Origin of the sequence: Pseudomonas sp. BMS12 (assembly GCF_001592875.1) — a bacterium.
Taxonomy (GTDB): domain Bacteria; phylum Pseudomonadota; class Gammaproteobacteria; order Pseudomonadales; family Pseudomonadaceae; genus Aquipseudomonas.
Genome location: NZ_LSOF01000011.1, coordinates 1 through 21,132, shown reverse-complemented (window position 1 = coordinate 21,132; position 21,132 = coordinate 1). Strand labels below are relative to the sequence as shown.

Sequence of the window (21,132 nt, the reverse complement as noted above, 5' to 3'; positions counted from 1 at the left end):
TATTACGCATGAAGCGACTGGCTGGACTTTCCACCCTTGCCCTGATCATCTCCAGCACCAGCGGCTGCGGCTGGCTCTGGGGCGACGAAGGCTACTTCCGTGATCGTTCCACCGATTACCTCGATGCGCGCCAGACGGCGCCGATGCAGGTTCCCGCGGACGTGGACGCCAAGCGACTCGATCCCCTGCTGCCGGTGCCGACCCATGTTGCCACCAGCACTCTGACTCCGCAGGAGTTCGAAGTGCCGCGCCCGCAGCCCATTGGTGTGACCGGCGAGGCCAGCCAGTTCAGCCTGCAGAAGAGCGGTGATTCGCGTTGGCTGGTGGCGCAGCGTGATCCGGCGGCGGTCTGGCCGGTGGCGCGTTCCTATTTCGAGAACAATGGCTTCCGTATTGCCGAAGAGCGCCCGCAAACCGGCGAGTTCAGTACCGAATGGCAGACTCCGGCCGAGCTGGCCCCTTCCATGGGGCGACGTGTAGGCAGTCTGCTGTCCGACGAGGACAACCAGGTTCGTGTGCGTGTGCGTATCGAGCCGGGCGTTGTGCGTGGCACCAGCGAAGTCTTCGTGGCCAGCGTCGAGCGTGAGGAGGGCAGCAGCGCCGATGTGGGCTTCCCCGCCCGTACCGGCATTGCCAGCCTGGAAGCTTCTCTGCTCGATGGCATGCTCGCGGACCTCAGCAGCACCACCGAACATGGTTCGGTATCGCTATTGGCCGCACGTAGTTACGACGCCCCGAGCCGCGTCAACCTGACCGCTGATGGTGCCGGTAACCCGGTACTCAACCTGAGCACCGACTTTGATCGTGCCTGGTCCAGCGTTGGCCGTGCACTCGAGCTGGGTGATGTGCGTATCGACGACATCAACCGCAGCCTCGGGGTGTATTACGTCAACCTGGCCGAGGGCGCGAAGAAGCCGGAAGAAGAGAAAGGCTTCATCAGCGGCCTGTTCAGCAGCGAGCCGAGCAAGGAAGAGATCGACGCCCGTGCCGAGCGCTATCAGGTACGCCTGACCAGCAGTGCCGGTGGCGAAGTGCAGGTTTCGGTGGAGAAGGACATCAATACCGCGGCTCCGGCCGACGTAGCGCGCCGTGTGCTGACCCTGATCCAGGAAAACCTCGGCTAATCCGGCCCGGCGTTAGCCGGCTGCGCAGCCAATCGATAGGCGAAACCCGGTGGGTTTCGCCTGTTTCGTTTCAACCAGGCGGAATTTCGACATGACTACACCCAGCACCCTGAGCCTGAAGAAGATCTACTCCGGCAAAGTCCGCGACCTCTACGAGATCGATGCCAAGCGCATGCTGATGGTTGCCACCGATCGCCTGTCGGCCTTCGACGTGATCCTCAACGAGCCGATCCCGGAGAAAGGCAAGATTCTCACCGCCATCTCCAACTTCTGGTTCGACAAGCTGGGCCACCTGGTGCCCAACCACTTTACCGGCGACAAGGTCGAGGACGTGGTGCCGGCCGCCGAGCTGCCGTTGGTGGAAGGTCGTGCGGTGGTCGCCAAACGCCTCAAGCCGGTGGCCGTGGAGGCCATTGTGCGTGGCTATATCGTCGGTTCCGGCTGGAAGGAGTATCAGAAGAGCGGCACCGTCTGCGGCATCCAGCTGCCGGCAGGTCTGCAGGAAGCGGCCAAGCTGCCGCAGCCGATCTTCACCCCCTCGACCAAGGCCGCCGTCGGCGATCATGACGAGAACATCAGCTTCGAGCAGTGCGAGGCCATTATCGGCAAGGAGCTGGCCGCCAAGGTCCGTGACACTGCCATCGCCCTGTACAGTGCGGCGGTCGAGTACGCCGCCACGCGTGGCATCATCATCGCCGACACCAAGTTCGAGTTCGGCCTGGACGAAGACGGCACCCTGACCCTGATGGACGAGGCGCTGACTCCCGACTCCAGCCGCTTCTGGCCGGCCGACAGCTATGCCGAAGGCAGTAACCCGCCGAGCTTCGACAAGCAGTTCGTACGCGACTGGCTCGAGTCCACTGGCTGGAACAAGCAGCCACCTGCCCCGACCGTACCTGCCGACGTTGCACAAAAGACCGCCGACAAGTACCGCGAGGCTCTGACCCGGCTGACGCAATAATCTGCCGGGTAACGAATCAGGGCGCTGCGGCGCCCTTTTTCGTATGCGGTGCGCAAGCGTCTGATCGCACAAGAAAAATAGCTGGACTAAAGGCGATCAACTGGTATCATGCGCACCGCTTTGGGAAGATGCCGGAGTGGTCGAACGGGACGGATTCGAAATCCGTTGTGTCAGCAATGGCACCTAGGGTTCAAATCCCTATCTTCCCGCCATACAAAGTGCAAAACCCCAGGAGTCTCCGGATTCCTGGGGTTTTTGCGTTTCTGCAGTGACGAAATCCACTCGAGGGTTGTTCTAGGGCGAGCCGAGTGCGGCTCAGATTGTTGTCTATATGTTTGTTGTGCTTTTTTTCTGCTATTTTTGTTTGAAACAAACATCTGGAGGCGATCATGAGTGCGCTCAGCAAGCCCGGCGTTGATGCCGATGCGGTATTGCTCAAGGCCCTGCTCAGTACCCGCGAGCAGTTGGGCCTGACCCAGCAGGAGCTGGCCGGTATCGTCGGGGTCAATCGCTCCGCCATCAGTCGCTGGAGCGAGAGCGGTGGTCTGCGGCCGCAGAGCAAGACCGGTGAGCTGGCGCTGTTGCTGATCCGTGCCTATCGCGCGCTGTTTGCCCTGTTCGGCGGCAATCTGCAGGACATGCGTCACTTCTTGCGCACCGAGAACCGCCACCTGGCGGGAGTGCCATTGCAGCAGATGGCTCAGGTGCAGGGGTTGGTACGGGTGGTGGAGTATCTCGACGCCATTCGCGGCAAGGTCTGACTGTCGGACTTGAATGTGGCTTTGACGGTCCGCGGGACCTAAGCGAGTTGCGATATGGATATCTGGCAAGCCTGCGCCGGTGTGGCGCAGATCATTCCGTTGCGCGGTCGGCTGGTGCGGCTGGTGGAGAATCAGGAGCAGGTCGCCACTCTGCAACTGGTGGACACCCTGGAAGAGCAGGCCCTGCTCGAACAGTTGCTGGAGAGCAGCAAGCCACCGCTGCCGGCCAGTGCCGAACCGCTGCATTACCTGTTGCACACGCCGTTTCGCTACCCGCCGCTGCGCTGGGGTTCGCGCTTCGGGCGCAGGCACGAGCCCAGTCTGTTCTACGCGGCCTGCCGCCTGGAAACGGCAATGGCGGAAACCGGCTACTATCGCTTCGTGCTCTGGCAGGGGATGGCCGAGCCGCCGCCCAGCGGGCGGATTCTCTCCGAACATTCGTCCTTCGAGGCGCGTTACCAGGTGGAGCGAGGTGTGCGCCTGCACATGCCGCCGTTCGATCGTTATCGCCAGGCGCTCATTCATCGCAGCGACTACGCCGCCACCCATGCGCTTGGCAGCGCCATGCGCGAGGCGGGGGTGGAGGCTTTCGAATATCCCTCGGCGCGCTGCCCGCAACAGGGCAACAATGTCGCCCTGTATGCGCCGGGTGCATTCAGCGAGAAGCGGCCGCGCAACCTGCAGCCCTGGCTGTGCGAAACCACGGCAGGTTACGTGGCCTTCAAGAGCGCCCAGGCGCCGGATACGCCACGCCTGTTCGCGCTCGAACTCTATCTCGTGGACGGGCGCCTGCCGCAGCCCGCCTGATCAGTGCTGGTGCTCGGCGGCCGGGGCGTCCTTCTGCACGGCTACTTCCACCTGCACATCGCCGGCCTTGTCGAAGTGCAGGGTCAGCGGGAAGCGCTCGCCATCCTTCAGTTGCTGCTTCAGGCCGAACAGCATGACGTGGTAGCCCATGGGCGCGAACTGCACCTCGCCGCCGGCGGGCACATCCACGGTCTGAACCTGTTGCATCTTCATCAGGCCGTCCTGGTGGATGTGCTGGTGCAGCTCGGCCTTTTCTGCCACCGGCGTACTGGCGGAAGTCAGGCGGTCGGCGCTGTTGCCCTTGTTGTGCAGGACAAAATAGGCGGCGGCGTTGGGTGCGCTGGGCGGCATCTCGCGCGACCAGGGATGGTCGATATGGATCTTGCCGGCGTCGTATTCATGGGCCTGGGCCAGCAGTGGCGAGGCCAGCAGGCCGGCGATAAGCAGGAACTTGGGCAGCTTCATGGTGCATCTCCTTGTGGGTAACCGGTGTTGTACGCGTTGTGCCGCGCCGCTGCAGGGGCTGGTCGCAGATCCTGTCATGGGGCGCGGCGCTTCTTCAAATCTGTTACATCCGCCACTCCAGTCCCGCGTAGAGACTGCGACCGTCGCCCGGCAGGAACTGGGCAGAGTCCTGGCCTCGGGCGTCGGCGATCACGCCGGTCGTGGCGATATAGGTGGTGTCCGAGAGGTTGCGCCCTTCGATAAAGAAGCCCAGGCCCTCGGCTGGGCGGTAGCCACCCTTCAGGCCCCAGATCGCATAGCCCTCGGCATACAGGCTCTCGGCCTGGTCGACGTTGTAGTGGCTCGGCACCCACTCGAAGGTCGGCCCGGCATACCAGCCATCCCGTTGCCATAGCGCCTCGCCCTTGACGAACTGGCGTGGCACGCCGGCCAGGCGGTTGTCGCCGTAGGTGGCGTCGTCATCGAAGCGGAAATCGTTGAGCAGGTACTGACCGCGCAGGACGAACTGGCCCAGGGACCAGGCGGCGCCCAGTTCGATGCCCTGGTGCAGGGTGTGGTCGGCGTTGACCGTGCCCAGCGGGTTGCCATCGGCATCGTTGAGGCTGAGCAGCTCGTCGCGGATCTCGCTGCGATAGACGGCCAGATCCAGGTCCAGATTGTCGCGATTCCAGCGCATGCCGAGCTCCAGGGTATTGGCCCTTTGTGCGTCGTTGGCGCTGATCACCTGGCCGCCGGTGAGTTCGCTGAAGGTTGGCGGCTCGAAACTCTGGCTGAGGTTGGCAAACAGTTGCACGCCCTCGCTCAGGTCGTGGCGCAGACCGATACGCCCGCTGCGGCCGATGTAGCTCTTGTTGAAGGACTCGTCCTGCGCCAGGCAGAAGCCGCTGACGAAGGCGTTGCAGCGCAGGCGGTCATCCACGTCGCGCTCCTGATGCTGCCAGTTCGCCCCGGCGAGCAGGGCCCAGCGTTCGGCCAGGGGAACTTCCAGTTCGCCGAACAGGGCGACATTGCGGGCGGTCTGGTGCAGTTCGTTGACTTTACGACCCTTGTGCCCGGCCTGGTTGATATAGCGCGAGTCCCAGTTGCGCCCCTGGCTGGCATCGAGGCCGCCCTGCCAGCGCCAGCCGTCGGCGTCTTGCCATTTATGGCTGAGGCGCAGGCCGTAATCCTCGCTGTCGATATCCAGTACCTGGAAGATCGGGTGGAACAGCGACTTCTCGCTGTAGTAGCTCGCCAGCTCCAGGCTGTGGCCGCCGTCCAGTTGCAGGGTGCTGATATTGCCCAGGCGGTTGAAGGTGAAATCGCGTTGCTGGTCGCCGCTCAGGCTGCCTGCCGAGGCCTGCTCCGGGTTCTTGCGCAGCTGGGACTTGCTCAGGCTACCGGGCAGGTCCGAGTCGGTTTCCACATGGGTCAGGTAGAAACGGGTGGCCAGGCGCTCGTTGATGCGCCCGCCGAGGTTGGCGAAGTAGCGCTGGTTGTCCTGGCGTGCATGGTCGCGGAAGCCGTCCTGGGAATAGTCGTTGAGGCTGATGAAGGCATCCCAGTCGCCGAAGTCCTGGGCCACGGCGGCATACAGACGCTGGTAATCGAAGCTGCCGCCCTCCAGGCGCAGGGTCACCGGGGGCGCAGTCTTGCCGGTGGGACTGACGAAGTTGATCGCGCCGCCCAGGTTGGCCGCGCCGTAGCGCCAGGCATTGGCGCCGCGCAGTACTTCGATATGGTCGGTGGCCAGCGGTTCGATGCTCTGGAAGTCGAAGCTGCCGTCGGCCAGGTTGACCGGCGCGCCATCCTGCATCAGCAGCAAGCCGCGACCGTGGAAGGTGCGCTGCAGGCCGGAGCCGCGAATCGACAGGCGCGCTTCTTCGGAACCGAAGCGCGGCTGGATGAACACCCCGGTCGCCAGGCCCAGGGCGTCCTGCAGGGTGCTGCTACGGCCGTTCTTGTACGTCTCCGCATCCACGACCTCGGCGCCGCCGGGAATGCGGGCGAACTCCGCGCGTTTCTCGGCCAGGCTGGGGGCTGTCGGGTCGCTTGCGTAGTGCCCCTCGATCCGTGTGCTGTCGAGTTGCAGTTGTTCGGCGGCCAATGCGGCCTTGGCCATGCCCAGGTTCAGGGCGAGCAGGCTCAGCAGATAAACGGGGCGTGCAGAGGCACGCCGGGCGATCTGAGTCGGTTTCTTCATTGTTCTGATCCACTGTGGCGCAAGCCCGGCCGCAGGCCGTTGCTCGCGCGAATGACGAAAGGTGTCAGGGGTGGGGGATCAGTGCAGGGGTGGTGCGCGGGGGTTGGCCGGTGGCCAGGCGTGGCGGGGCGGCATATTGCCGCGGGGTTCGCGGTATGGCGCCGGGCCAGGAGCAAGGCGCAGCAGCCAGGCGAGGACGAACAGCAGGCCGAGGCTGACCACGGCGCTGGCGCACAGGGCACAGCTGAAGGGGCTGCTCAGGCCGGCGCTGGAGGTGTCGGCCAGGTCGCCGGAGAAGCCTGGCCCGGCATTGCCGTTGGCCGAGCAGTACAGACCACCGATGCCGCTCAGTTCGAGCCCGGCGTATTGGCCGTGGACAATGGCGCAAGCCAGCAGGTTGCTCAGGATGCACAGGTAGAGCATCCAGGCGGTAGCGGCGCGGCGTGAGTGGCTGAGCTTCATGGGGGGCGAATGTAGCACCCTAATGGTTCTGAAGAAACGCGCGGATATGCCGCACCTGGCGCGCTCTGAAACTGGGCATGCCGATGGTGCGCGCGATGCACTTGTGCACAATGGCGAAGCACCTTGTCAAGCTTCTGTCACAATGTGCTGTAACTGTTTGATTATTCATGGCCATTTTTCAAGGCATTGAAAAATAAGGCTTTTTTAAGCTGGTGAAAAAAGCGCCAGTTTGACCGCGAGCCCCACCGGCTGGGCGATGAGAAGAACTTTCACCAAGTTACCCACGGAGTTATCCACAGCTTCTGTGGACTTTTTAGAGTGACCGCTCTAGATCCGCAATCGCATCGTTTTGCAAGTCTTTACCCCGCGAAAAAAGAGAGTAGAGTGGCGCGCCCCGATGTCAGCCAATGCCTACATGAAGTCTCGCGCACTGTCCGCCGCCCAGCACCAGCCCGATGCAAGCACTCGCCTGCCGACCCGCCTGGCCCTGTGGCTGCTCGATCGTCCCCGTCTCGGCCACCATGCCAGTGTCAAACGTCTCGCCGGGCGCATGCTCAAACTGCCGGCGCGCCAGGGCGTGGTCGTCGCCCAGAGCCGTCTGGGGCAACTGCTGTGCCGCGACTGCGGTAATGCCCGCGACCGTCGTATCGGCCTCGAACTGTTGCGTCAGGCCGCCCGTGCCGGCGATCTGCGTGCCCAGCTGGAACTGGCCCGTCACTACAGTCAGCCGCGCCAGGCCGAGCCGTTGCAGGCGCGTCACTGGCTGGAAATGGCCGCAGCCCAGGGTTCCCACGAAGCCACCCGCCTGCTGAAGCGTCTGCACTGAGTGGCTCTCGCTAGGGCTCTGTAGAAACCACGGTCTTTGTCGGCTCGTCCCTATTGCGGGGTTGTGCCGAGCCAAGCTTTTGTGGGAGCGACTTCAGTCGCGATTAGGTCAGCACAAAAGCATCGCGACTAAAGTCGCTCCCACAGCGAAACCACATGTATGGCCGGGCCTTTCGTGCTTGGTGCTCGCTCCTGTAAGGGGCTTACTGCTGCAAGCCCTCGGAGCTACGTGTCGCCCGGGTATACTGCCGGGCAATTCTCCAGTCGCCAGCGAGTCCGCCCGTGCCCCTGTCCTTCGTTCCCGACCTTCCCAACCTGCTGCTCGGCCTGCTGCTGGGCGCCGCGCCGCTGGCCGTGCTGGCCTGGCGTCTGCAGCGTAGTCAGGCCCTGCTGACCGCCGAGCGTCTGTTGCTCGAAGAGCGCCTTAGTCAGGCACGCCTGGCCCAGGAAGGGCTGAGCGCGCAGCTCGACGGTGTGCAGGACGATCTGCGCAACCAGCAGCAGGAGGGCAGTCGCCAGCAGGCCGAGCTGGCTGCGCTGCGCCGCGAGAGCGAGCTGCTGGGCCGCGAGCGCGAAACGGCGCGCGCGGCGGCGCAGGACTGGAGCCGCGAGCGCGAACAGAAGGAAGGCGAGTTGCGCCGTCTGGAAAGCGAACGCGCCGGCCTGGTCGCCGAACTGCGCGAGCAGCAGGACAATCATCAGCAGCGCCTCACCGACTTGCAGGCCGCCCGTGACGAGCTGCGCGCGCAGTTCGCCGAGTTGGCCGGCAAGATCTTCGACGAGCGCGAGCAGCGCTTCGCCGAGACCAGCCAGCAGCGCCTGGGGCAATTGCTCGACCCGCTCAAGGAGCGCATCCAGGCCTTCGAGAAGCGTGTCGAGGAGAGCTACCAGAACGAAGCCCGCGAGCGTTTCTCCCTGGCCAAGGAGCTGGAACGTCTGCAGCAGCTCAACCAGCGCCTGGGCGACGAGGCCACCAACCTGACTCGCGCGCTCAAGGGCCAGAAGACCCAGGGCAACTGGGGCGAGCTGGTGCTGGAACGGGTGCTGGAGCACGCCGGCCTGGAGAAGGGCCGCGAGTACCATACCCAGGTCAGCCTCAAGGGCAGCGACGGCGAGCGTTTCCAACCGGACGTGCTGATCCAGCTGCCCGGCGACAAGCAGGTGGTGGTGGACGCCAAGGTCAGCCTCACTGCCTACCAGCAGCTGGTGGCAGCCGAGGATGAGAACAGCCGCGCCGCGGCGCTCAAGCAGCATGTGCTGAGCCTGCGCAGCCACCTCAAGGGTCTTTCGGTGAAGGACTACCAGCGCCTCGAAGGCCTGCACAGCCTGGACTTCGTGCTGCTCTTCGTGCCGATCGAGGCGGCTTTCGCCGCGGCTTTGCAGGCCGACCCTGGCCTGTTCCAGGAAGCCTTCGAGCAGCACATCGTCATCGTCAGCCCGACCACCCTGTTGGCCACCCTGCGGGTGATCGACAGCCTCTGGCGTCAGGAGCGACAGAGCCAGAACGCGCGCGACATTGCCGAGCGTGCGGGCCAGCTGTACGACAAGTTTGTCGCCTTTATCGGTGATCTGGACGAAGTCGGCAGTCGCCTCAAGCAGCTGGACAAGGCCTACGACGCGGCGCGCAACAAACTGTGCGAGGGTCGCGGCAACCTGATCAACCGGGTCGAGAACCTCAAGCTGCTCGGCGCCCGCGCCAGCAAGAGCCTGTCGCCGGAGCTGATCGAGCGTGCTTCCGGCGTGCCGCAGCTGGATGAGGCGGGGGAGTAGGTCAGCCGTAAACGGGAAGGCTGCTGGTTGGTCCGCTCCCCCGGGTGGTTCAGAACGCCAGCAGAGCGCCGAGGCCCAGCAGCAGACCGAGCAACATGATCGGAAGCGTGCGCATGGCCAGTTCGCGACCGCCGATCAGGGCGATCAGCCCGGCCTTGACCAGGCTGTTGCTGAATGCCGCCAGGTAGATGCCCTGCACCGCCAGCTCCGGGGTCAGGTCGCTCTGTGCGCTGCGCGCCAGTGACAGGGTGATGGCATCCACGTCGCTCAGCCCGGACAGGACGGCAACCCCATAGATGCCGGCATCGCCGAACCCTTCGCGAGCGCCTTCGATGAGAAACAGAATGACCACCAGCAGTGCGGCGAAGCGCAGCGCCGGGCCCAGCTCGAAAGGGTTCTTCAGCGGTGGTTCCAGGGCGTCCGGCAGTTCGGTGCCGGCAATGCGGTAGAACACCAGCGCACCGCTGGCGTAAACCAGCCCGGCCAGCAACAGTGGCAGCAACAGCGGTGGCAGCATGTCGGCATTCACGGCGCCGACTTCCAGCAGAATCCGTGGAAACATCAGGGCCGAGGTCGCCAGCAAAGCGCTTGCCAGCAGGGCGCGCAAACGCGGGCCATCGTGCAGGCGCGAGAGGGTCAGGGTCATGGCCGTGGAAGAAACGGTGCCGCCGAGCAGCGCGGTGACCAGCAGGCCGTGGCGTGCACCGACCAGGCGAATGGCGACATACGCGACGAAGCCGATAGCGGCGATCAGCACCACCATCCACCAGGTGGCGTAGGGGTTGAAGGCCTGCCAGGGGCCGTAGCCCTGGTTGGGCAATACCGGCAGCAGTACCAGGGAAATGAACAGCAGCTTGAGCGCCCCCGACAGCTCGGCTTCCGAGAGGCGGCGCAGACCACTGTGCAGGGGTTCCTTGAGGCTCAGCAGCAGGGCGACCACCACCGCGCCCCCGGCCGCGAGGCTGCGGCTATGCACGATGGCCAGGCTGCCTAACGTGAACGTCAGCAGCATGGCGACCTCGCTGGTCAGGCCGAGGTCGCCGCTGCGTTTGACTTCGCCCAGATAGCCCGCGACGGCCAGCAGGCCGAGCATGAGCAGCATGGCGATCCAGACGGCCGCACCAAAGTGTTCGCCGAGCAGCGCTGCCAGCCCGCCGAGCAGACCGATCAGGCCGAAGGTGCGGATACCCGCTACCAGGTGGGTGTCGTCGCTGTCCCGGGCTCGCCAGCCGCGTTCGGTGCCGATCAGCAGACCGACCGCGAGGGCGGTGGCGAGGCTCAGGGCGAGCTCGGCATTGGGCGACATAGGTGTTCCTTCAGCGAGGCTGTTGCGCGCAGTCTAGCCTCGCGCAACTGCCTCGTGCTTGCTGCAGGTCAAGCCACGTCGACCAGCACCACCTCGCTGTCTTCCAGGGCGGTGACCCGCACCACTTCCTCATCGGCGATGGCCACACCGTCACGGGCCTGGGCTTCCACGCCATTGACCTCGATGCGGCCCTGCGCGGCGACCAGATAGCCCTTGCGCAGGCGGCCCAGTGGATACTCGGCGCTCTGCCCGGCATTCAGCGTGGCCGCTACCAGGCGCGCATCGGCGCGGATCGGCAGGGCTTCGCCGTCGCTGGCGTGACCGCTGGCGAGGACCACGAACTGACCGGCGCGCTCGCCTTTGGGGAAGGGCTTGGCACCCCAGGCCGGGGCTTCGCCCTGACGGTCGGGAAGAATCCAGATCTGGAAGATCTTGGTGGTCACGTCCTCCAGGTTGTATTCGGAGTGGGCGATGCCGGTGCCGGCACTCATTACCTGGACGTCACCGGCCTCGGTGCGGCCCTGGTTGCCCTGGTTGTCGCGATGGGTGATCGCGCCTTCGCGGACATAGGTGATGATCTCCATGTCATGGTGCGGATGTGGCGGGAAGCCGCTCTGGGAGGCGATTTCGTCATCGTTCCAGACGCGCAGGCGACCCCAGTTGTTGCGTTGCGGGTCGTGGTATTCGGCGAAGGAAAAGTGGTGACGGGCATTCAGCCAGCCGTGGTGGGCGTGGCCGAGGGACGCAAAGGGGCGTACTTCGATCATGGTGATGACTCCGTGGTCCGGGGCGCCAGATTGCGCCGCAGGGGATGGAGCGAATGATCTATCGATGAGGTACTGATAAAAAGCGCAAAAAGCCGCTACTTCATATCGATTTAATTGATTGTTTGTCGTGCCGAGAAGCGCTGCAGGGCCTGCCTTGGCAGGCGCTCTATTATCGGTGAGCCGCCCCGGCCGTCAGGCCAGTTTCAGGTGGCGGCTGATCAGCGCGCGCAGGGCGGCCGGCTTGACCGGTTTGGCCAGGTAGTCCAGGCCGGCGGCATGCACGGCTGCCACCAGCTCCGGGCGCCCGTCGGCGCTGATCACCACGCCGGGCAGGGGCTGGCCCATGCGCGTGCGCAGCCAGGCCATCAGTTCGGTGCCGGTGTCACCCTCGTCCAGGTGGTAGTCCACCAGCGCCAGCTGCGGTTGTACCGCTTCATCCAGCAGGTGCTCGCACTCCAGGCGATTGCGCGCCGTCCACACCTGGCAGCCCCAGCGTGACAGCAGGCTGTGCATGCCGGTGAGGATGCTGTCCTCGTTGTCGATGCACAGCACCTGGGCGCCGCCCAGGCTGTGGCCATTGAGTTCGCCATTGGCTGCTACCGGCAGCGCTTGTGGAGCGGGGCCGCGCACCAGCGGCACGCTGACACTGAACACGCTGCCCTTGCCCGGCCAGGAGCGCACTTCCAGGTGGTGGTCGAGCACCCGGCACAGGCCGTCGGCGATGGCCAGGCCCAGGCCCAGGCCTTTCTCGGCGCGGGTCTGGTGGCTGTCCAGGCGCTTGAATTCCTCGAAGATCACCTTGCGCTTGTCCTCGGGAATGCCCGGGCCGCGGTCCCAGACCTCCAGGCGCAGCTGGTCGCCCTCGCGCCGGGCGCCAAGCAGCACACGGCCCTTGGCGTAGCGGAAGGCGTTGGTGAGGAAGTTCTGCAGCACCCGGCGCAACAGGCGCGGGTCGCTGTCGATGCGTTGCTGGCTGGCAACCAGGCGGAAGTCCACGCCCTGTTCCTGGGCCAGTACCTTGAACTCGGCGCCCAGGGCCTCGAACAGCTGGCAGAGGGAGAAGACGTGGCGTTCGGGCGTGATGCGCCCGCTTTCCAGGCGTGAGATGTCCAGCAGGTCGGTGATCAGGTCCTCGGCCGAACGCAGCGAGCTATCCAGATGGCGTACCAGCTCGCGGGCCTCGCGGGGCAGGGCGTCCTGTTGGTGGGCGAGGGAGGCGGAGAACAGCCGCGCGGCGTTCAGTGGCTGCATCAGGTCATGGCTGACGGCGGCAAGGAAGCGGGTCTTCGAGGCGTTGGCCGCCTCGGCGTGGCCCTTGGCTTCGCCCAGCGCCTGGTTCAGTTGCGACAGCTCGTGGGTGCGTTCGATCACCCGCTGTTCCAGGCCCTCGTTGGCTTCCTTGAGGCCGCGTTCGGCCTGGCGGAAGGCGGTGATGTCGGTGAAGCTCATGACAAAGCCGCCGCCGGGCATGGGGTTGCCGATCAGTTCGATGACCCGGCCGTTGGGGAACAGGCGCTCGGAGGTGTGCGCGTTGCCCTGGCGCATCCAGTGCAGGCGCCGGGTTACGTGGCTTTCCACCTCGCCGGGGCCGCACAGGCCGCGCTCGGCGTTGTAGCGGATGATGTCGGCGATTGGCCGACCCACGCCGATCAGGCCCTCTGGGTACTCGAACAGTTCCAGGTAGCGATGGTTCCAGGCCACCAGGCGCAGGTTCTGGTCGACCACGCTGATGCCCTGGGTAATGTTCTCGATGGCGCCCTGCAGCAGGGCGCGGTTGAACTGCAGCACCTCCGAGGCTTCGTCGACGATGCGCACCACGTCCTCGACCTGCATCTCCCGCCCTTCGATGGCGGCGCGCACCACGGCGCGGGTGCTGGAGGCGCCGAGTACGCCGGCGAGCAGGCGTTCGGTGTGGGCGATCCACTCGGTATCGGCGTTCTGGCTGGGGTTGAAGGGCTTGTCCTGCTGGTAGGAGAAGCGCACGAAGCTCTGCCGTGCGCGTTCTTCGCCGACGAAGCGGGCGGCCAGCTGCATCAGGTCGGCGACCTGCACGGCCAGCAGACTGCGACCACTGCTGCGGGCGCCGAGGTCCTGGCCGATGAAGCGCCCGGCCTGCCAGTGTTCCGAGACCCGTGTGCGGGAGAACCAGGAGACCCAGGCGAACAGCAGCATGTTGCCGGCCAGCGACAGGATCACCCCGCGGGTCAGCGGCTCGACCTCGATACCGATGGGGTAGTAGAGCAATTCCGGCAGCAGCGGGAAGCTGTCCAGCGACCAGCGCAGGCCGCCCGCCACCAGGGGCAGCACCAGGGTGTAGAACCACAGCGTGCAGCCGGCGGCCAGGCCGGCGAATACACCGCGGCGGTTGGCCTGTTTCCACAGCAGGGCGCCGAACATGGCCGGTGCCAGTTGGCCGATAGCGGCGAACGACAGCTGGCCGATGGTGGCCAGGCTGGCATTGGTGCCGAGCAGGCGATAGCAGACGTAGGCCAGCAGCAGGATGATCAGGATGCTCACCCGGCGGGCACTGAGCATCCAGTGACGGAAGGCCTCGAATGGCCGCTCGGTGCGCTGGCGACGCAGCAGCAGCGGCAGCAGCATGTCGTTGGAGATCATGGTCGACAGCGCCACCGAGGCGACGATGACCATGCCGGTGGCCGCCGATGCGCCACCGATGAAAGCCAGCAGGGCCAGTGCCGGGTGCGCTTCGGCCAGCGGCAGGCTGATGACGAAGGAGTCCGGCGGCACGCCTGTGGGCAGGTGCAGCTGGCCGGCCAGGGCGATCGGCACCACGAACAGGGCGGCCAGCACCAGGTAGGCGGGGAACACCCAGCGCGCCAGGCGCAGGTCGCTCGGGTCGTTGTTCTCCACCACGCTGACGTGGAACTGGCGCGGCAGGCAGACGATGGCGGCCATGGCCAGGCCGGTCTGTACCAGCATCGACGGCCAGCTCAGGGTCTGGCCCCAGAATTCGCGCAGCTCCGGTGCCTGTTCGGCCTGGCGCCAGAGGTCGGCGAAGCCGTCGAACAGGCCCCAGGTGACGAATACGCCGACGGCGATGAAGGCCAGCAGCTTGACCAGCGACTCGAAGGCGATGGCCAGGACCATGCCGCGGTGGTGCTCGGTGACATCCAGGTTGCGCGTGCCGAACAGCACGGTGAACACGGCCAGCACCAGGGACACGATCAGCGCGGTGTCCTGGCCGCGGGTGACGCTGGAGGTGGCGCCCACCAGCAGGTTGACGCCGAGGACGATGCCCTTGAGCTGCAGGGCGATATAGGGCAGCACACCGACCAGGCAGATCAGCGCCACGACCACGGCCAGGCTCTGCGACTTGCCGTAGCGCGCGGCGATGAAGTCGGCGATCGAGGTGATGTTCTCCTGCTTGCTGATCGCCACCATTTTCTCCAGCACCCAGGGCGCGAAGAGCAGGACGATGATCGGCCCCAGGTAGATCGGCAGGAATGACCACAACTCACCGGCGGCCTGGCCGACCGCGCCGAAGAAGGTCCAGCTGGTGCAGTACACCGCCAGCGAAAGGCTGTAGACCCAGGCGCGCAGCCGTGGCGACAGCGGCGCACGGCGACGGTCACCGTAGAAGGCGATGGCGAACAGGGTGGCCATGTAGGCCAGGGCGACGAAGGCGATCAATCCGCCGGACAGCGACATGCGGGCTCCAGGTGTGGGCATCAAGCCAGACTCTAGTCTCGCATGGGGCGTGCCGCCCGTCAGGGGCGACCAAGGTCGCAGGTCGCTTGAGACGGGCGCTGCGGGCTGATAGCGTGACTGGCCGAGTTCGCTTCAGAAGAGTTGCCCGATGTTCCAGCCTCTCCCCATTACCCTGCAGCAGGGCGCGCTGCGCCTGGAACCATTGGCCGAGGCGGATCTACCCGCCTTGCTGGAGTTGGCCGAGGCCAACCGCGACAGCCAGCAGTACATGAATGGCACCCTGCGTCCCGATTACTACCGCACGGCGTTGCTTGACCATCGCGAGGGGCGTGCCGTGGCCTTTGCCATTCGCCTGGCCGGCGAGCTGGTCGGCACCACCCGTTTCTTCGACTTCAATCCGCTGCTGCCCGCCGCCGAGATCGGTTACACCTGGCTCGACGCGCGCCAGCACGGCAGTGGCCTGAACGCCATGATCAAGTACCTGATGCTGCGTCACGCCTTCGAGGAGTGGCGCCTGGTGCGCGTGCAGCTGAAGACGGCGGCCAGCAACCTGCGTTCCCAGGCCGCCATCGCCAAGCTCGGTGCCGTGCGCGAAGGCGTGCTGCGCAACCATCGCCGGCTGGCCGATGGTCGTCTCGACGACAGCGTGCTGTTCAGCATCACCGACGGTGAATGGCCGCAGGTGAAGCTGGCGCTGGAGGCGCGCTTCGGCGCGTGATTGGCAATGGCCGTCCTCGAACAATCACGCTTCAGCTCGGTGCGCGACCTCGGTGGTCTGGAGCTGCTGTCTGCGCGTTTCATCGAGCACAGCTTCGATCCTCATGTGCACGACACCTACGCTATTGCCGTGCTGGAGGAGGGGGCCGAGCGCTATCGCTATCGTGGTGCCGAACACCTGGCTGCCGCTGGCAGCTTTGCCCTGCTCAATCCGGACGAAGTGCACACCGGCTCCAAGGCCAGTGAGCAGGGCTGGCGCTACCGCGTGTTTTACCCGCACGCGCAGCAGTTCCGTGAGCTGCTGGCGGAACTGGAAATGCCCCACGGCAGCGCGCCGGTGTTCCAGGGCAGCGTACACCACGACGCCGACCTGGTTGCTGCGCTGGGGCAGCTGCATCGCCTGTTGGAGTGTCCCGAAATACCTGCACTGCAGCGCCAGACCCTGTGGCGCGAGGTGATGTTGCAGTTGCTGCAACGCCATGCGCGGACTCCCGAAGTACAGGATGCCGGGCGTGAGCCTCAGGCGGTGGCACGGGCCAAGGAAGTGTTGGCTGCCAGCCTGGTCGAGCCGCCGTCCTTGGAGGAGCTGGCCAGCGCGGTCAACCTGTCGCCGTTCCACTTCGCCCGGGTGTTCCGTCGCGCCACGGGCTTGCCACCGCATGCCTGGCTCAAGCAGCGGCGCCTGGAACAGGCGCGGGCGTTGCTGAAGGGTGGCTGCACGCCACTGAACGTGGCCATGCAGCTGGGCTTCGCCGACCAGAGCCACCTGACCCGGCAGTTCAAGCAGGCCTATGGGGTGGCCCCCGGTGAATATCGCAGCGCCTGCGCCATATAAGCGTGGGCGCGGCTATTGCTCTGCACTCTGCTTAGCCACGATGTCGGCTGTTGCAAAGCATCGCGGCTAAAGCCGCTCCCACCTGCCTTACTCAAGAGTTCCAGGGCCTGAGCAAGATCGTTCAAGACCTGATCTGACCAATTGGTTAACCTCCGCTGTTCAAGGAGGTTCCATGTCCCGTCAACACGAATTCCTGCAGGGCCTGCGCGACATGCTGCCGATGCTGCTCGGCGCCATGCCTTTCGGCATCATCTACGGCAGCCTGGCCGGCGCTGCTGGCCTTACACCCTGGCAGACCATCGGCATGTCGGTACTGGTATTCGCCGGCTCCGCCCAGTTCATCACCATCAGCTTGCTGGGGGGCGGTGCCACACTGCTGGTGCTGTGGCTGACCACGCTGGTGGTCAATCTGCGTCACGCGCTCTACAGCGCCACCTTGCAGCCGTTTGTCCGTCACCTGCCCAAACGCTGGCGGGTACCGCTGGCCTTCTGCCTGACCGATGAAGCTTTCGCGGTGGTCCAGCACCGCTACGCAGAGGACGATGTCTCGCCGCACAAGCACTGGTATTTCCTCGGCGCCGGCCTGGCCATGTATGGCAACTGGATAGCGTGCACGCTGATCGGCCTGCTGTTCGGCCAGGCCGTGCCGAACATCGCCGCCTGGGGCCTGGATTTCGCCATGCTCTCCACCTTCATCGGCATCGTCGTGCCGATGCTGCGCAATCGTCCGCAGGTGGCGGCGGCCCTAGTGGCCGGCGGCGTGGCCCTGGCCTGCCATGGCCTGCCCTACAAACTCGGATTGATGGCTGCGGCGGCGGCCGGGATCGTTGTCGGCGTGGTGCTGGAGCAGCGCTATCGCCTGCTGCTGGACAAGGAGCTGTGATGGAAAACTGGATTCTGATTCTCGGCATGCTGGCGATCACCTTCGCCACCCGCTACAGCCTGTTCGCTTTCCCCGACCTTCGCTTTCCGCCGCTGGTGCGCCAGGGCCTGCACTATGTGCCGACGGCGGTGCTGACCGCCATCGTGGTGCCGGGCATGTTTCTCCCGGACGGCCAGCACTGGGCGTTGAACCTGGATAACGCCTACCTGCTGGCCGGCCTGGCGACCATCGCCATCGCCGCGCTGACCCGCCACCTGCTGGCCACCATCGGTGGCGGTCTGCTGGTGTTCTTCCTGCTGCGCTGGGCGTTGGGGCAGTTGCCGATCTGAGCCTGGTAGTACGCAAAAGCCACACACGGGTGTGGCTTTGCGCAGGCCAGATGGAGTCCAATGCTGGACGGCCGTTTGGCCTCAGACAGGTACAAGGACGATGAACCAACACTCGCAATTCGCCCTGCTCGGCACCCGGCGCTTCCTGCCGTTCTTCATTACCCAGCTGCTCGGCGCGTTCAACGACAACGTGTTCAAGCAGGGGCTGATCCTCGCCATTCTGTTCAAGCTCAGTGTCAGCGCCGATCGCGATCTGCTGGTCAATCTCTGTGCGCTGCTGTTCATCCTGCCGTTCTTTCTGTTCTCCGCCCTGGGCGGCCAGTTCGGCGAGAAGTTCGCCAAGGACAGTCTGATCCGCAAGATCAAGCTGGCCGAGGTGTTCATCATGCTGCTCGGCGCGACGGGCTTCCTGCTCGATAGCCTGCCGTTGCTGCTGGCCACGCTGTTCGCCATGGGGACCCAGTCGGCGCTGTTCGGTCCGGTGAAGTATTCGATCCTGCCGGCCGCTCTTGAAGAACATGAGTTGGTAGGCGGCAACGCGCTGGTGGAGATGGGCACCTTCCTGGCCATTCTCGCCGGTACCATCAGTGCCGGCGTGTTGCTGGCCAGCGACAGCTACGCCGCCCTGGTAGGCGCGATAGTGGTGCTGGTGGCCGTGGCTGGCTACCTGGCCAGCCGCGCCATTCCGGCGGCGGCGGCCGGGTTGCCGGGCCTGCAGCTGGACTGGAACATCTTCCGCCAGACCTGGCAGATCATGCATTTGGGGCTGGGGCAGCGCCCGGCGGTGTCGCGCTCGCTGGTGGGCAATTCCTGGTTCTGGTTTCTCGGCGCGGTGTACCTGACGCAGATCCCGGCCTTCGCCAAGGAACTGCTGCACGGCGACGAGAGTGTGGTGACGCTGATTCTCGCGGTGTTTTCGGTGGGCATCGGCCTGGGTTCGATCCTGTGTGAGCGCATGAGCGGGCACAAGGTGGAAATCGGCCTGGTGCCGTTCGGCTCTGCCGGCCTGAGCCTGTTCGGCATCCTGCTGTGGGGCGCTTCCAGCGGCTTTCCGCCAGCAGCGGCCAGCTACGACTGGCTGAGCCTGCTCGGCGTGGGCCAGGCCTGGTGGGTGCTGGGTTCCATCCTCGGCATCGGCGTGTTCGGCGGCTTCTATATCGTGCCGTTGTATGCCCTGATTCAGTCGCGCACCGAGGAGCACGAGCGTGCGCGGGTCATCGCCGCCAACAACATCCTCAATGCGCTGTTCATGGTCGCGGCGGCGCTGGTTTCGATCCTCTTTCTCAGTGTGGCCAAGCTGTCCATTCCGCAGCTGTTCCTGGCCATCTCGCTGATGAACATCGCGGTGAACCTGTACATCTTCAAGGTGGTGCCCGAGTTCACCATGCGCTTCCTGATCTGGATGCTCAGCCATTCGATGTACCGGGTACGTCATGAAAACCTCGACGTGATCCCCGATGAAGGCGCCGCAGTGCTGGTGTGCAACCACGTGTCCTTCGTCGACGCGTTGTTGATCGGCGGCGCCATCCGCCGGCCGGTGCGTTTCGTCATGTACTACAAGATCTACAACCTACCGGTACTCAACTTCGTGTTCCGCACCGCCGGCACGGTGCCGATTGCCGGACGCAACGAGGACCCACAGGTGTTCGAGGCGGCGTTCGCGCTTATCGCCAGGTACCTGGAGGAGGGCGAGGTGGTGTGCATCTTCCCCGAGGGCAAGCTGACCACCAGCGGCGAGATCGATGAGTTCAAGGCCGGTATTGAGCGCATCCTCGCCGCCAACCCGGTGCCGGTCATTCCCATGGCGCTGCAGGGGCTGTGGGGCAGCTTCTTCAGCCGTGCGCCGCACAAGGGCCTGTTCAAGCGCTTCTGGTCGCGGATCAATCTTATCGCCGGCCAGCCGCTGCCACCCGACACCGGGCGCCTGCTATTGCAGGAACAGGTCGCGCAGTTGCGCGGCGACCAGCGCTGAAACGAGAAGCCCGCCAATTGGCGGGCTTCGTCTTTGCGGCTGTACTGCCGAGGCGTCAGATGCCTTGCGGAATCTCTTCGCCGCCGAGGGCTTCGAACAGGGCCGGCAGGAAGTCGCTGAGGGTCAGCATCATCAGCATGAAGCTGGCATCCAGCTGGCCGAGGGCGTCATCGCCACCGTCCTGGGCGGCCTGGTCCTGCAGCAGGTCTTCGAAGCGCAGACGCTTGATCACCAGCTTGTCGTCCAGCACGAAGGACAGCTTGTCCTGCCAGGCCAGCGACAGCTGGGTGACCAGCTTGCCGGACGACAGGTGCAGCTGGATCTCCTCGCTGGTCAGGTCCTGGCGTTTGCAGCGCACCACGCCGCCGTCTTCGTTGACGTCACGCAGCTCGCACTCGTCGAGCACGAAGAAGTCAGGGGCCGCCTGTTGAGCCTTGACCCAGTCGGTAAGGGTGGCGGTCGGCGCCATCTTCACGGCCAGCGGGCGCACCGGCAGGCTGCCGAGCACTTCACGCAGGGTCGACAGCAGGTCTTCGGCGCGCTTGGCGCTGGCCGAGTCGACCAGGATCAGGCCAAGCTTGGGGGCGATGGCGGCGAAGGTGGCGGAGCGGCGCACGAAGGCGCGCGGCAGGAAGGACATGACGATCTCGTCCTTGAGCTGGTCGCGTTCCTTCTTGTAGACCTTGCGCATCTGTTCCGCTTCGATCTGATCGACCTTCTCCTTCAGGGCATCACGCACCACGCTACCCGGCAGGATGCGTTCTTCCTTGCGTGCGGCAACCAGCAGGAAGTCACCGCTGACATGTACCAGCGGCGCGTCGGCGCCCTTGCCGAATGGTGGAATGAAACCGTAGGTGGTCAGTTCCTGACTGGCGCAGGAACGCGCGAGTTTGGTGGCCAGCGCAGCCTCGAGTGCCTCGGCGTCGAAAGGCAGGTCCTGGGTGAGGCGATAGACGAGCAGGTTGCGGAACCACATGGGGCTGACTCTCCAATTGCGCAAAGCGCGCATTATTCTCCGCTGGGGCTCATTGGCCAACCCATCGCTAAGCCTTTGGAACGATTGCAGATTTTTTTAAAAAAAGAGCTTGCCAAGGTTCGGATCGCTCTCTAGAATGCGCCCCACTTCGAGAGTGAAGGGTGATTAGCTCAGCCGGGAGAGCATCTGCCTTACAAGCAGAGGGTCGGCGGTTCGATCCCGTCATCACCCACCATCTCGCAGTTACGCGCAGCGGTAGTTCAGTCGGTTAGAATACCGGCCTGTCACGCCGGGGGTCGCGGGTTCGAGTCCCGTCCGCTG

At 65.0% G+C, this 21,132-nt stretch carries 18 protein-coding genes and 2 tRNA genes; 13 read left to right on the top strand and 7 right to left on the bottom strand.

All coding sequences use genetic code 11. From position 1 onward, the window contains the following. Positions 1–8: 8 nt before the first annotated feature. From bamC to AYB31_RS10920, 5 genes are all read left to right on the top strand, one after another. On the top strand, positions 9–1,124 hold the full coding sequence (gene bamC, locus AYB31_RS10940) for an outer membrane protein assembly factor BamC (protein WP_068828545.1): 1,116 nt from the start codon (positions 9–11) through the stop codon (positions 1,122–1,124). Between the two features lie 91 nt (positions 1,125–1,215). Further along, positions 1,216–2,085, top strand: coding sequence for a phosphoribosylaminoimidazolesuccinocarboxamide synthase (locus tag AYB31_RS10935; protein ID WP_068828543.1), 870 nt, complete (start codon positions 1,216–1,218; stop codon positions 2,083–2,085). A gap of 122 nt (positions 2,086–2,207) precedes the next feature. Beyond that, positions 2,208–2,297: transfer RNA gene (locus tag AYB31_RS10930), tRNA-Ser, on the top strand. 177 nt (positions 2,298–2,474) lie between these two features. Then, on the top strand, positions 2,475–2,846 hold the full coding sequence (locus AYB31_RS10925) for an antitoxin Xre/MbcA/ParS toxin-binding domain-containing protein (RefSeq protein ID WP_068828541.1): 372 nt from the start codon (positions 2,475–2,477) through the stop codon (positions 2,844–2,846). A 54-nt stretch (positions 2,847–2,900) separates the two neighbouring features. Beyond that, positions 2,901–3,653 carry an RES family NAD+ phosphorylase gene (locus AYB31_RS10920; RefSeq protein ID WP_068828539.1) on the top strand — a complete coding sequence of 251 codons (753 nt, stop codon included), beginning with the start codon at positions 2,901–2,903 and terminating at the stop codon, positions 3,651–3,653. Here the strand turns inward: AYB31_RS10920 and AYB31_RS10915 are convergent, their stop codons facing one another. The 3 genes from AYB31_RS10915 to AYB31_RS10905 all read right to left on the bottom strand — a co-directional run bounded on the left by AYB31_RS10915 (position 3,654) and on the right by AYB31_RS10905 (position 6,762). Beyond that, positions 3,654–4,118, bottom strand: a complete 465-nt coding sequence (locus tag AYB31_RS10915) for a copper chaperone PCu(A)C (protein WP_068828537.1) — start codon at positions 4,116–4,118, stop codon at positions 3,654–3,656. A 103-nt stretch (positions 4,119–4,221) separates the two neighbouring features. Beyond that, on the bottom strand, positions 4,222–6,300 hold the full coding sequence (locus tag AYB31_RS10910) for a TonB-dependent receptor family protein (RefSeq protein ID WP_068828535.1): 2,079 nt from the start codon (positions 6,298–6,300) through the stop codon (positions 4,222–4,224). Between the two features lie 78 nt (positions 6,301–6,378). Next, on the bottom strand, positions 6,379–6,762 hold the full coding sequence (locus AYB31_RS10905) for a DUF2946 domain-containing protein (protein WP_068828533.1): 384 nt from the start codon (positions 6,760–6,762) through the stop codon (positions 6,379–6,381). A 415-nt stretch (positions 6,763–7,177) separates the two neighbouring features. Between AYB31_RS10905 and AYB31_RS10900 the strand changes: the two genes are divergently transcribed. Then, on the top strand, positions 7,178–7,588 hold the full coding sequence (locus AYB31_RS10900) for a tetratricopeptide repeat protein (protein WP_068828662.1): 411 nt from the start codon (positions 7,178–7,180) through the stop codon (positions 7,586–7,588). A gap of 407 nt (positions 7,589–7,995) precedes the next feature. Continuing rightward, positions 7,996–9,357 carry a DNA recombination protein RmuC gene (rmuC, locus tag AYB31_RS10895; RefSeq protein ID WP_162493006.1) on the top strand — a complete coding sequence of 454 codons (1,362 nt, stop codon included), beginning with the start codon at positions 7,996–7,998 and terminating at the stop codon, positions 9,355–9,357. 49 nt (positions 9,358–9,406) lie between these two features. Here the strand turns inward: rmuC and AYB31_RS10890 are convergent, their stop codons facing one another. The 3 genes from AYB31_RS10890 to AYB31_RS10880 form a co-directional block, all read right to left on the bottom strand. Next, positions 9,407–10,663, bottom strand: coding sequence for an MgtC/SapB family protein (locus tag AYB31_RS10890; RefSeq protein WP_068828531.1), 1,257 nt, complete (start codon positions 10,661–10,663; stop codon positions 9,407–9,409). A 68-nt stretch (positions 10,664–10,731) separates the two neighbouring features. Further along, the gene (locus AYB31_RS10885) at positions 10,732–11,430 is read right to left on the bottom strand and encodes a pirin family protein (RefSeq protein WP_068828529.1); all 699 of its coding nucleotides are present in this window, start codon (positions 11,428–11,430) and stop codon (positions 10,732–10,734) included. A 192-nt stretch (positions 11,431–11,622) separates the two neighbouring features. Continuing rightward, on the bottom strand, positions 11,623–15,099 hold the full coding sequence (locus AYB31_RS10880; protein ID WP_068828527.1) for a PAS domain-containing hybrid sensor histidine kinase/response regulator: 3,477 nt from the start codon (positions 15,097–15,099) through the stop codon (positions 11,623–11,625). Between the two features lie 148 nt (positions 15,100–15,247). Between AYB31_RS10880 and AYB31_RS10875 the strand changes: the two genes are divergently transcribed. The 5 genes from AYB31_RS10875 (at position 15,248) to AYB31_RS10855 (ending at position 19,835) form a co-directional block, all read left to right on the top strand. Then, on the top strand, positions 15,248–15,817 hold the full coding sequence (locus AYB31_RS10875; protein WP_068828525.1) for a GNAT family N-acetyltransferase: 570 nt from the start codon (positions 15,248–15,250) through the stop codon (positions 15,815–15,817). Between the two features lie 6 nt (positions 15,818–15,823). Further along, positions 15,824–16,651: an AraC family transcriptional regulator gene (locus AYB31_RS10870; RefSeq protein ID WP_068828524.1), complete on the top strand. Its 828-nt coding sequence runs from the start codon at positions 15,824–15,826 to the stop codon at positions 16,649–16,651. 172 nt (positions 16,652–16,823) lie between these two features. Continuing rightward, on the top strand, positions 16,824–17,534 hold the full coding sequence (locus tag AYB31_RS10865) for an AzlC family ABC transporter permease (RefSeq protein ID WP_068828522.1): 711 nt from the start codon (positions 16,824–16,826) through the stop codon (positions 17,532–17,534). After that, complete coding sequence (locus tag AYB31_RS10860) at positions 17,534–17,863, top strand: AzlD domain-containing protein (RefSeq protein WP_068828520.1); 330 nt, start codon at positions 17,534–17,536, stop codon at positions 17,861–17,863. Before AYB31_RS10865 ends, AYB31_RS10860 begins: the two co-directional genes overlap by 1 nt. A gap of 100 nt (positions 17,864–17,963) precedes the next feature. Beyond that, positions 17,964–19,835 (top strand): MFS transporter, encoded by a 1,872-nt coding sequence (locus AYB31_RS10855; RefSeq protein WP_068828518.1) that lies wholly within the window; start codon positions 17,964–17,966, stop codon positions 19,833–19,835. Between the two features lie 55 nt (positions 19,836–19,890). On the opposite strand, the gene rdgC is transcribed toward AYB31_RS10855, so the two are convergent. Then, complete coding sequence (gene rdgC / locus AYB31_RS10850) at positions 19,891–20,811, bottom strand: recombination-associated protein RdgC (protein ID WP_068828517.1); 921 nt, start codon at positions 20,809–20,811, stop codon at positions 19,891–19,893. 159 nt (positions 20,812–20,970) lie between these two features. Between rdgC and AYB31_RS10845 the strand changes: the two genes are divergently transcribed. Beyond that, positions 20,971–21,046 (top strand) — tRNA-Val (locus tag AYB31_RS10845). Positions 21,047–21,132 lie beyond the last annotated feature (86 nt).

What these genes read in the sequence shown, in the direction of transcription:
- AYB31_RS10885 (WP_068828529.1), bottom strand. Translation starts at nt 11,430, where the DNA reads ATGATCGAAGTACGCCCCTTTGCGTCCCTCGGCCACGCCCACCACGGC.
- AYB31_RS10935 (WP_068828543.1), top strand. Translation starts at nt 1,216, where the DNA reads ATGACTACACCCAGCACCCTGAGCCTGAAGAAGATCTACTCCGGCAAA.
- AYB31_RS10915 (WP_068828537.1), bottom strand. Translation starts at nt 4,118, where the DNA reads ATGAAGCTGCCCAAGTTCCTGCTTATCGCCGGCCTGCTGGCCTCGCCA.
- AYB31_RS10900 (WP_068828662.1), top strand. Translation starts at nt 7,178, where the DNA reads ATGAAGTCTCGCGCACTGTCCGCCGCCCAGCACCAGCCCGATGCAAGC.
- AYB31_RS10925 (WP_068828541.1), top strand. Translation starts at nt 2,475, where the DNA reads ATGAGTGCGCTCAGCAAGCCCGGCGTTGATGCCGATGCGGTATTGCTC.
- AYB31_RS10920 (WP_068828539.1), top strand. Translation starts at nt 2,901, where the DNA reads ATGGATATCTGGCAAGCCTGCGCCGGTGTGGCGCAGATCATTCCGTTG.
- AYB31_RS10910 (WP_068828535.1), bottom strand. Translation starts at nt 6,300, where the DNA reads ATGAAGAAACCGACTCAGATCGCCCGGCGTGCCTCTGCACGCCCCGTT.
- AYB31_RS10860 (WP_068828520.1), top strand. Translation starts at nt 17,534, where the DNA reads ATGGAAAACTGGATTCTGATTCTCGGCATGCTGGCGATCACCTTCGCC.
- rdgC (WP_068828517.1), bottom strand. Translation starts at nt 20,811, where the DNA reads ATGTGGTTCCGCAACCTGCTCGTCTATCGCCTCACCCAGGACCTGCCT.
- AYB31_RS10880 (WP_068828527.1), bottom strand. Translation starts at nt 15,099, where the DNA reads ATGTCGCTGTCCGGCGGATTGATCGCCTTCGTCGCCCTGGCCTACATG.
- AYB31_RS10865 (WP_068828522.1), top strand. Translation starts at nt 16,824, where the DNA reads ATGTCCCGTCAACACGAATTCCTGCAGGGCCTGCGCGACATGCTGCCG.
- AYB31_RS10890 (WP_068828531.1), bottom strand. Translation starts at nt 10,663, where the DNA reads ATGTCGCCCAATGCCGAGCTCGCCCTGAGCCTCGCCACCGCCCTCGCG.
- bamC (WP_068828545.1), top strand. Translation starts at nt 9, where the DNA reads ATGAAGCGACTGGCTGGACTTTCCACCCTTGCCCTGATCATCTCCAGC.
- AYB31_RS10875 (WP_068828525.1), top strand. Translation starts at nt 15,248, where the DNA reads ATGTTCCAGCCTCTCCCCATTACCCTGCAGCAGGGCGCGCTGCGCCTG.
- AYB31_RS10905 (WP_068828533.1), bottom strand. Translation starts at nt 6,762, where the DNA reads ATGAAGCTCAGCCACTCACGCCGCGCCGCTACCGCCTGGATGCTCTAC.
- AYB31_RS10855 (WP_068828518.1), top strand. Translation starts at nt 17,964, where the DNA reads ATGAACCAACACTCGCAATTCGCCCTGCTCGGCACCCGGCGCTTCCTG.
- AYB31_RS10870 (WP_068828524.1), top strand. Translation starts at nt 15,824, where the DNA reads ATGGCCGTCCTCGAACAATCACGCTTCAGCTCGGTGCGCGACCTCGGT.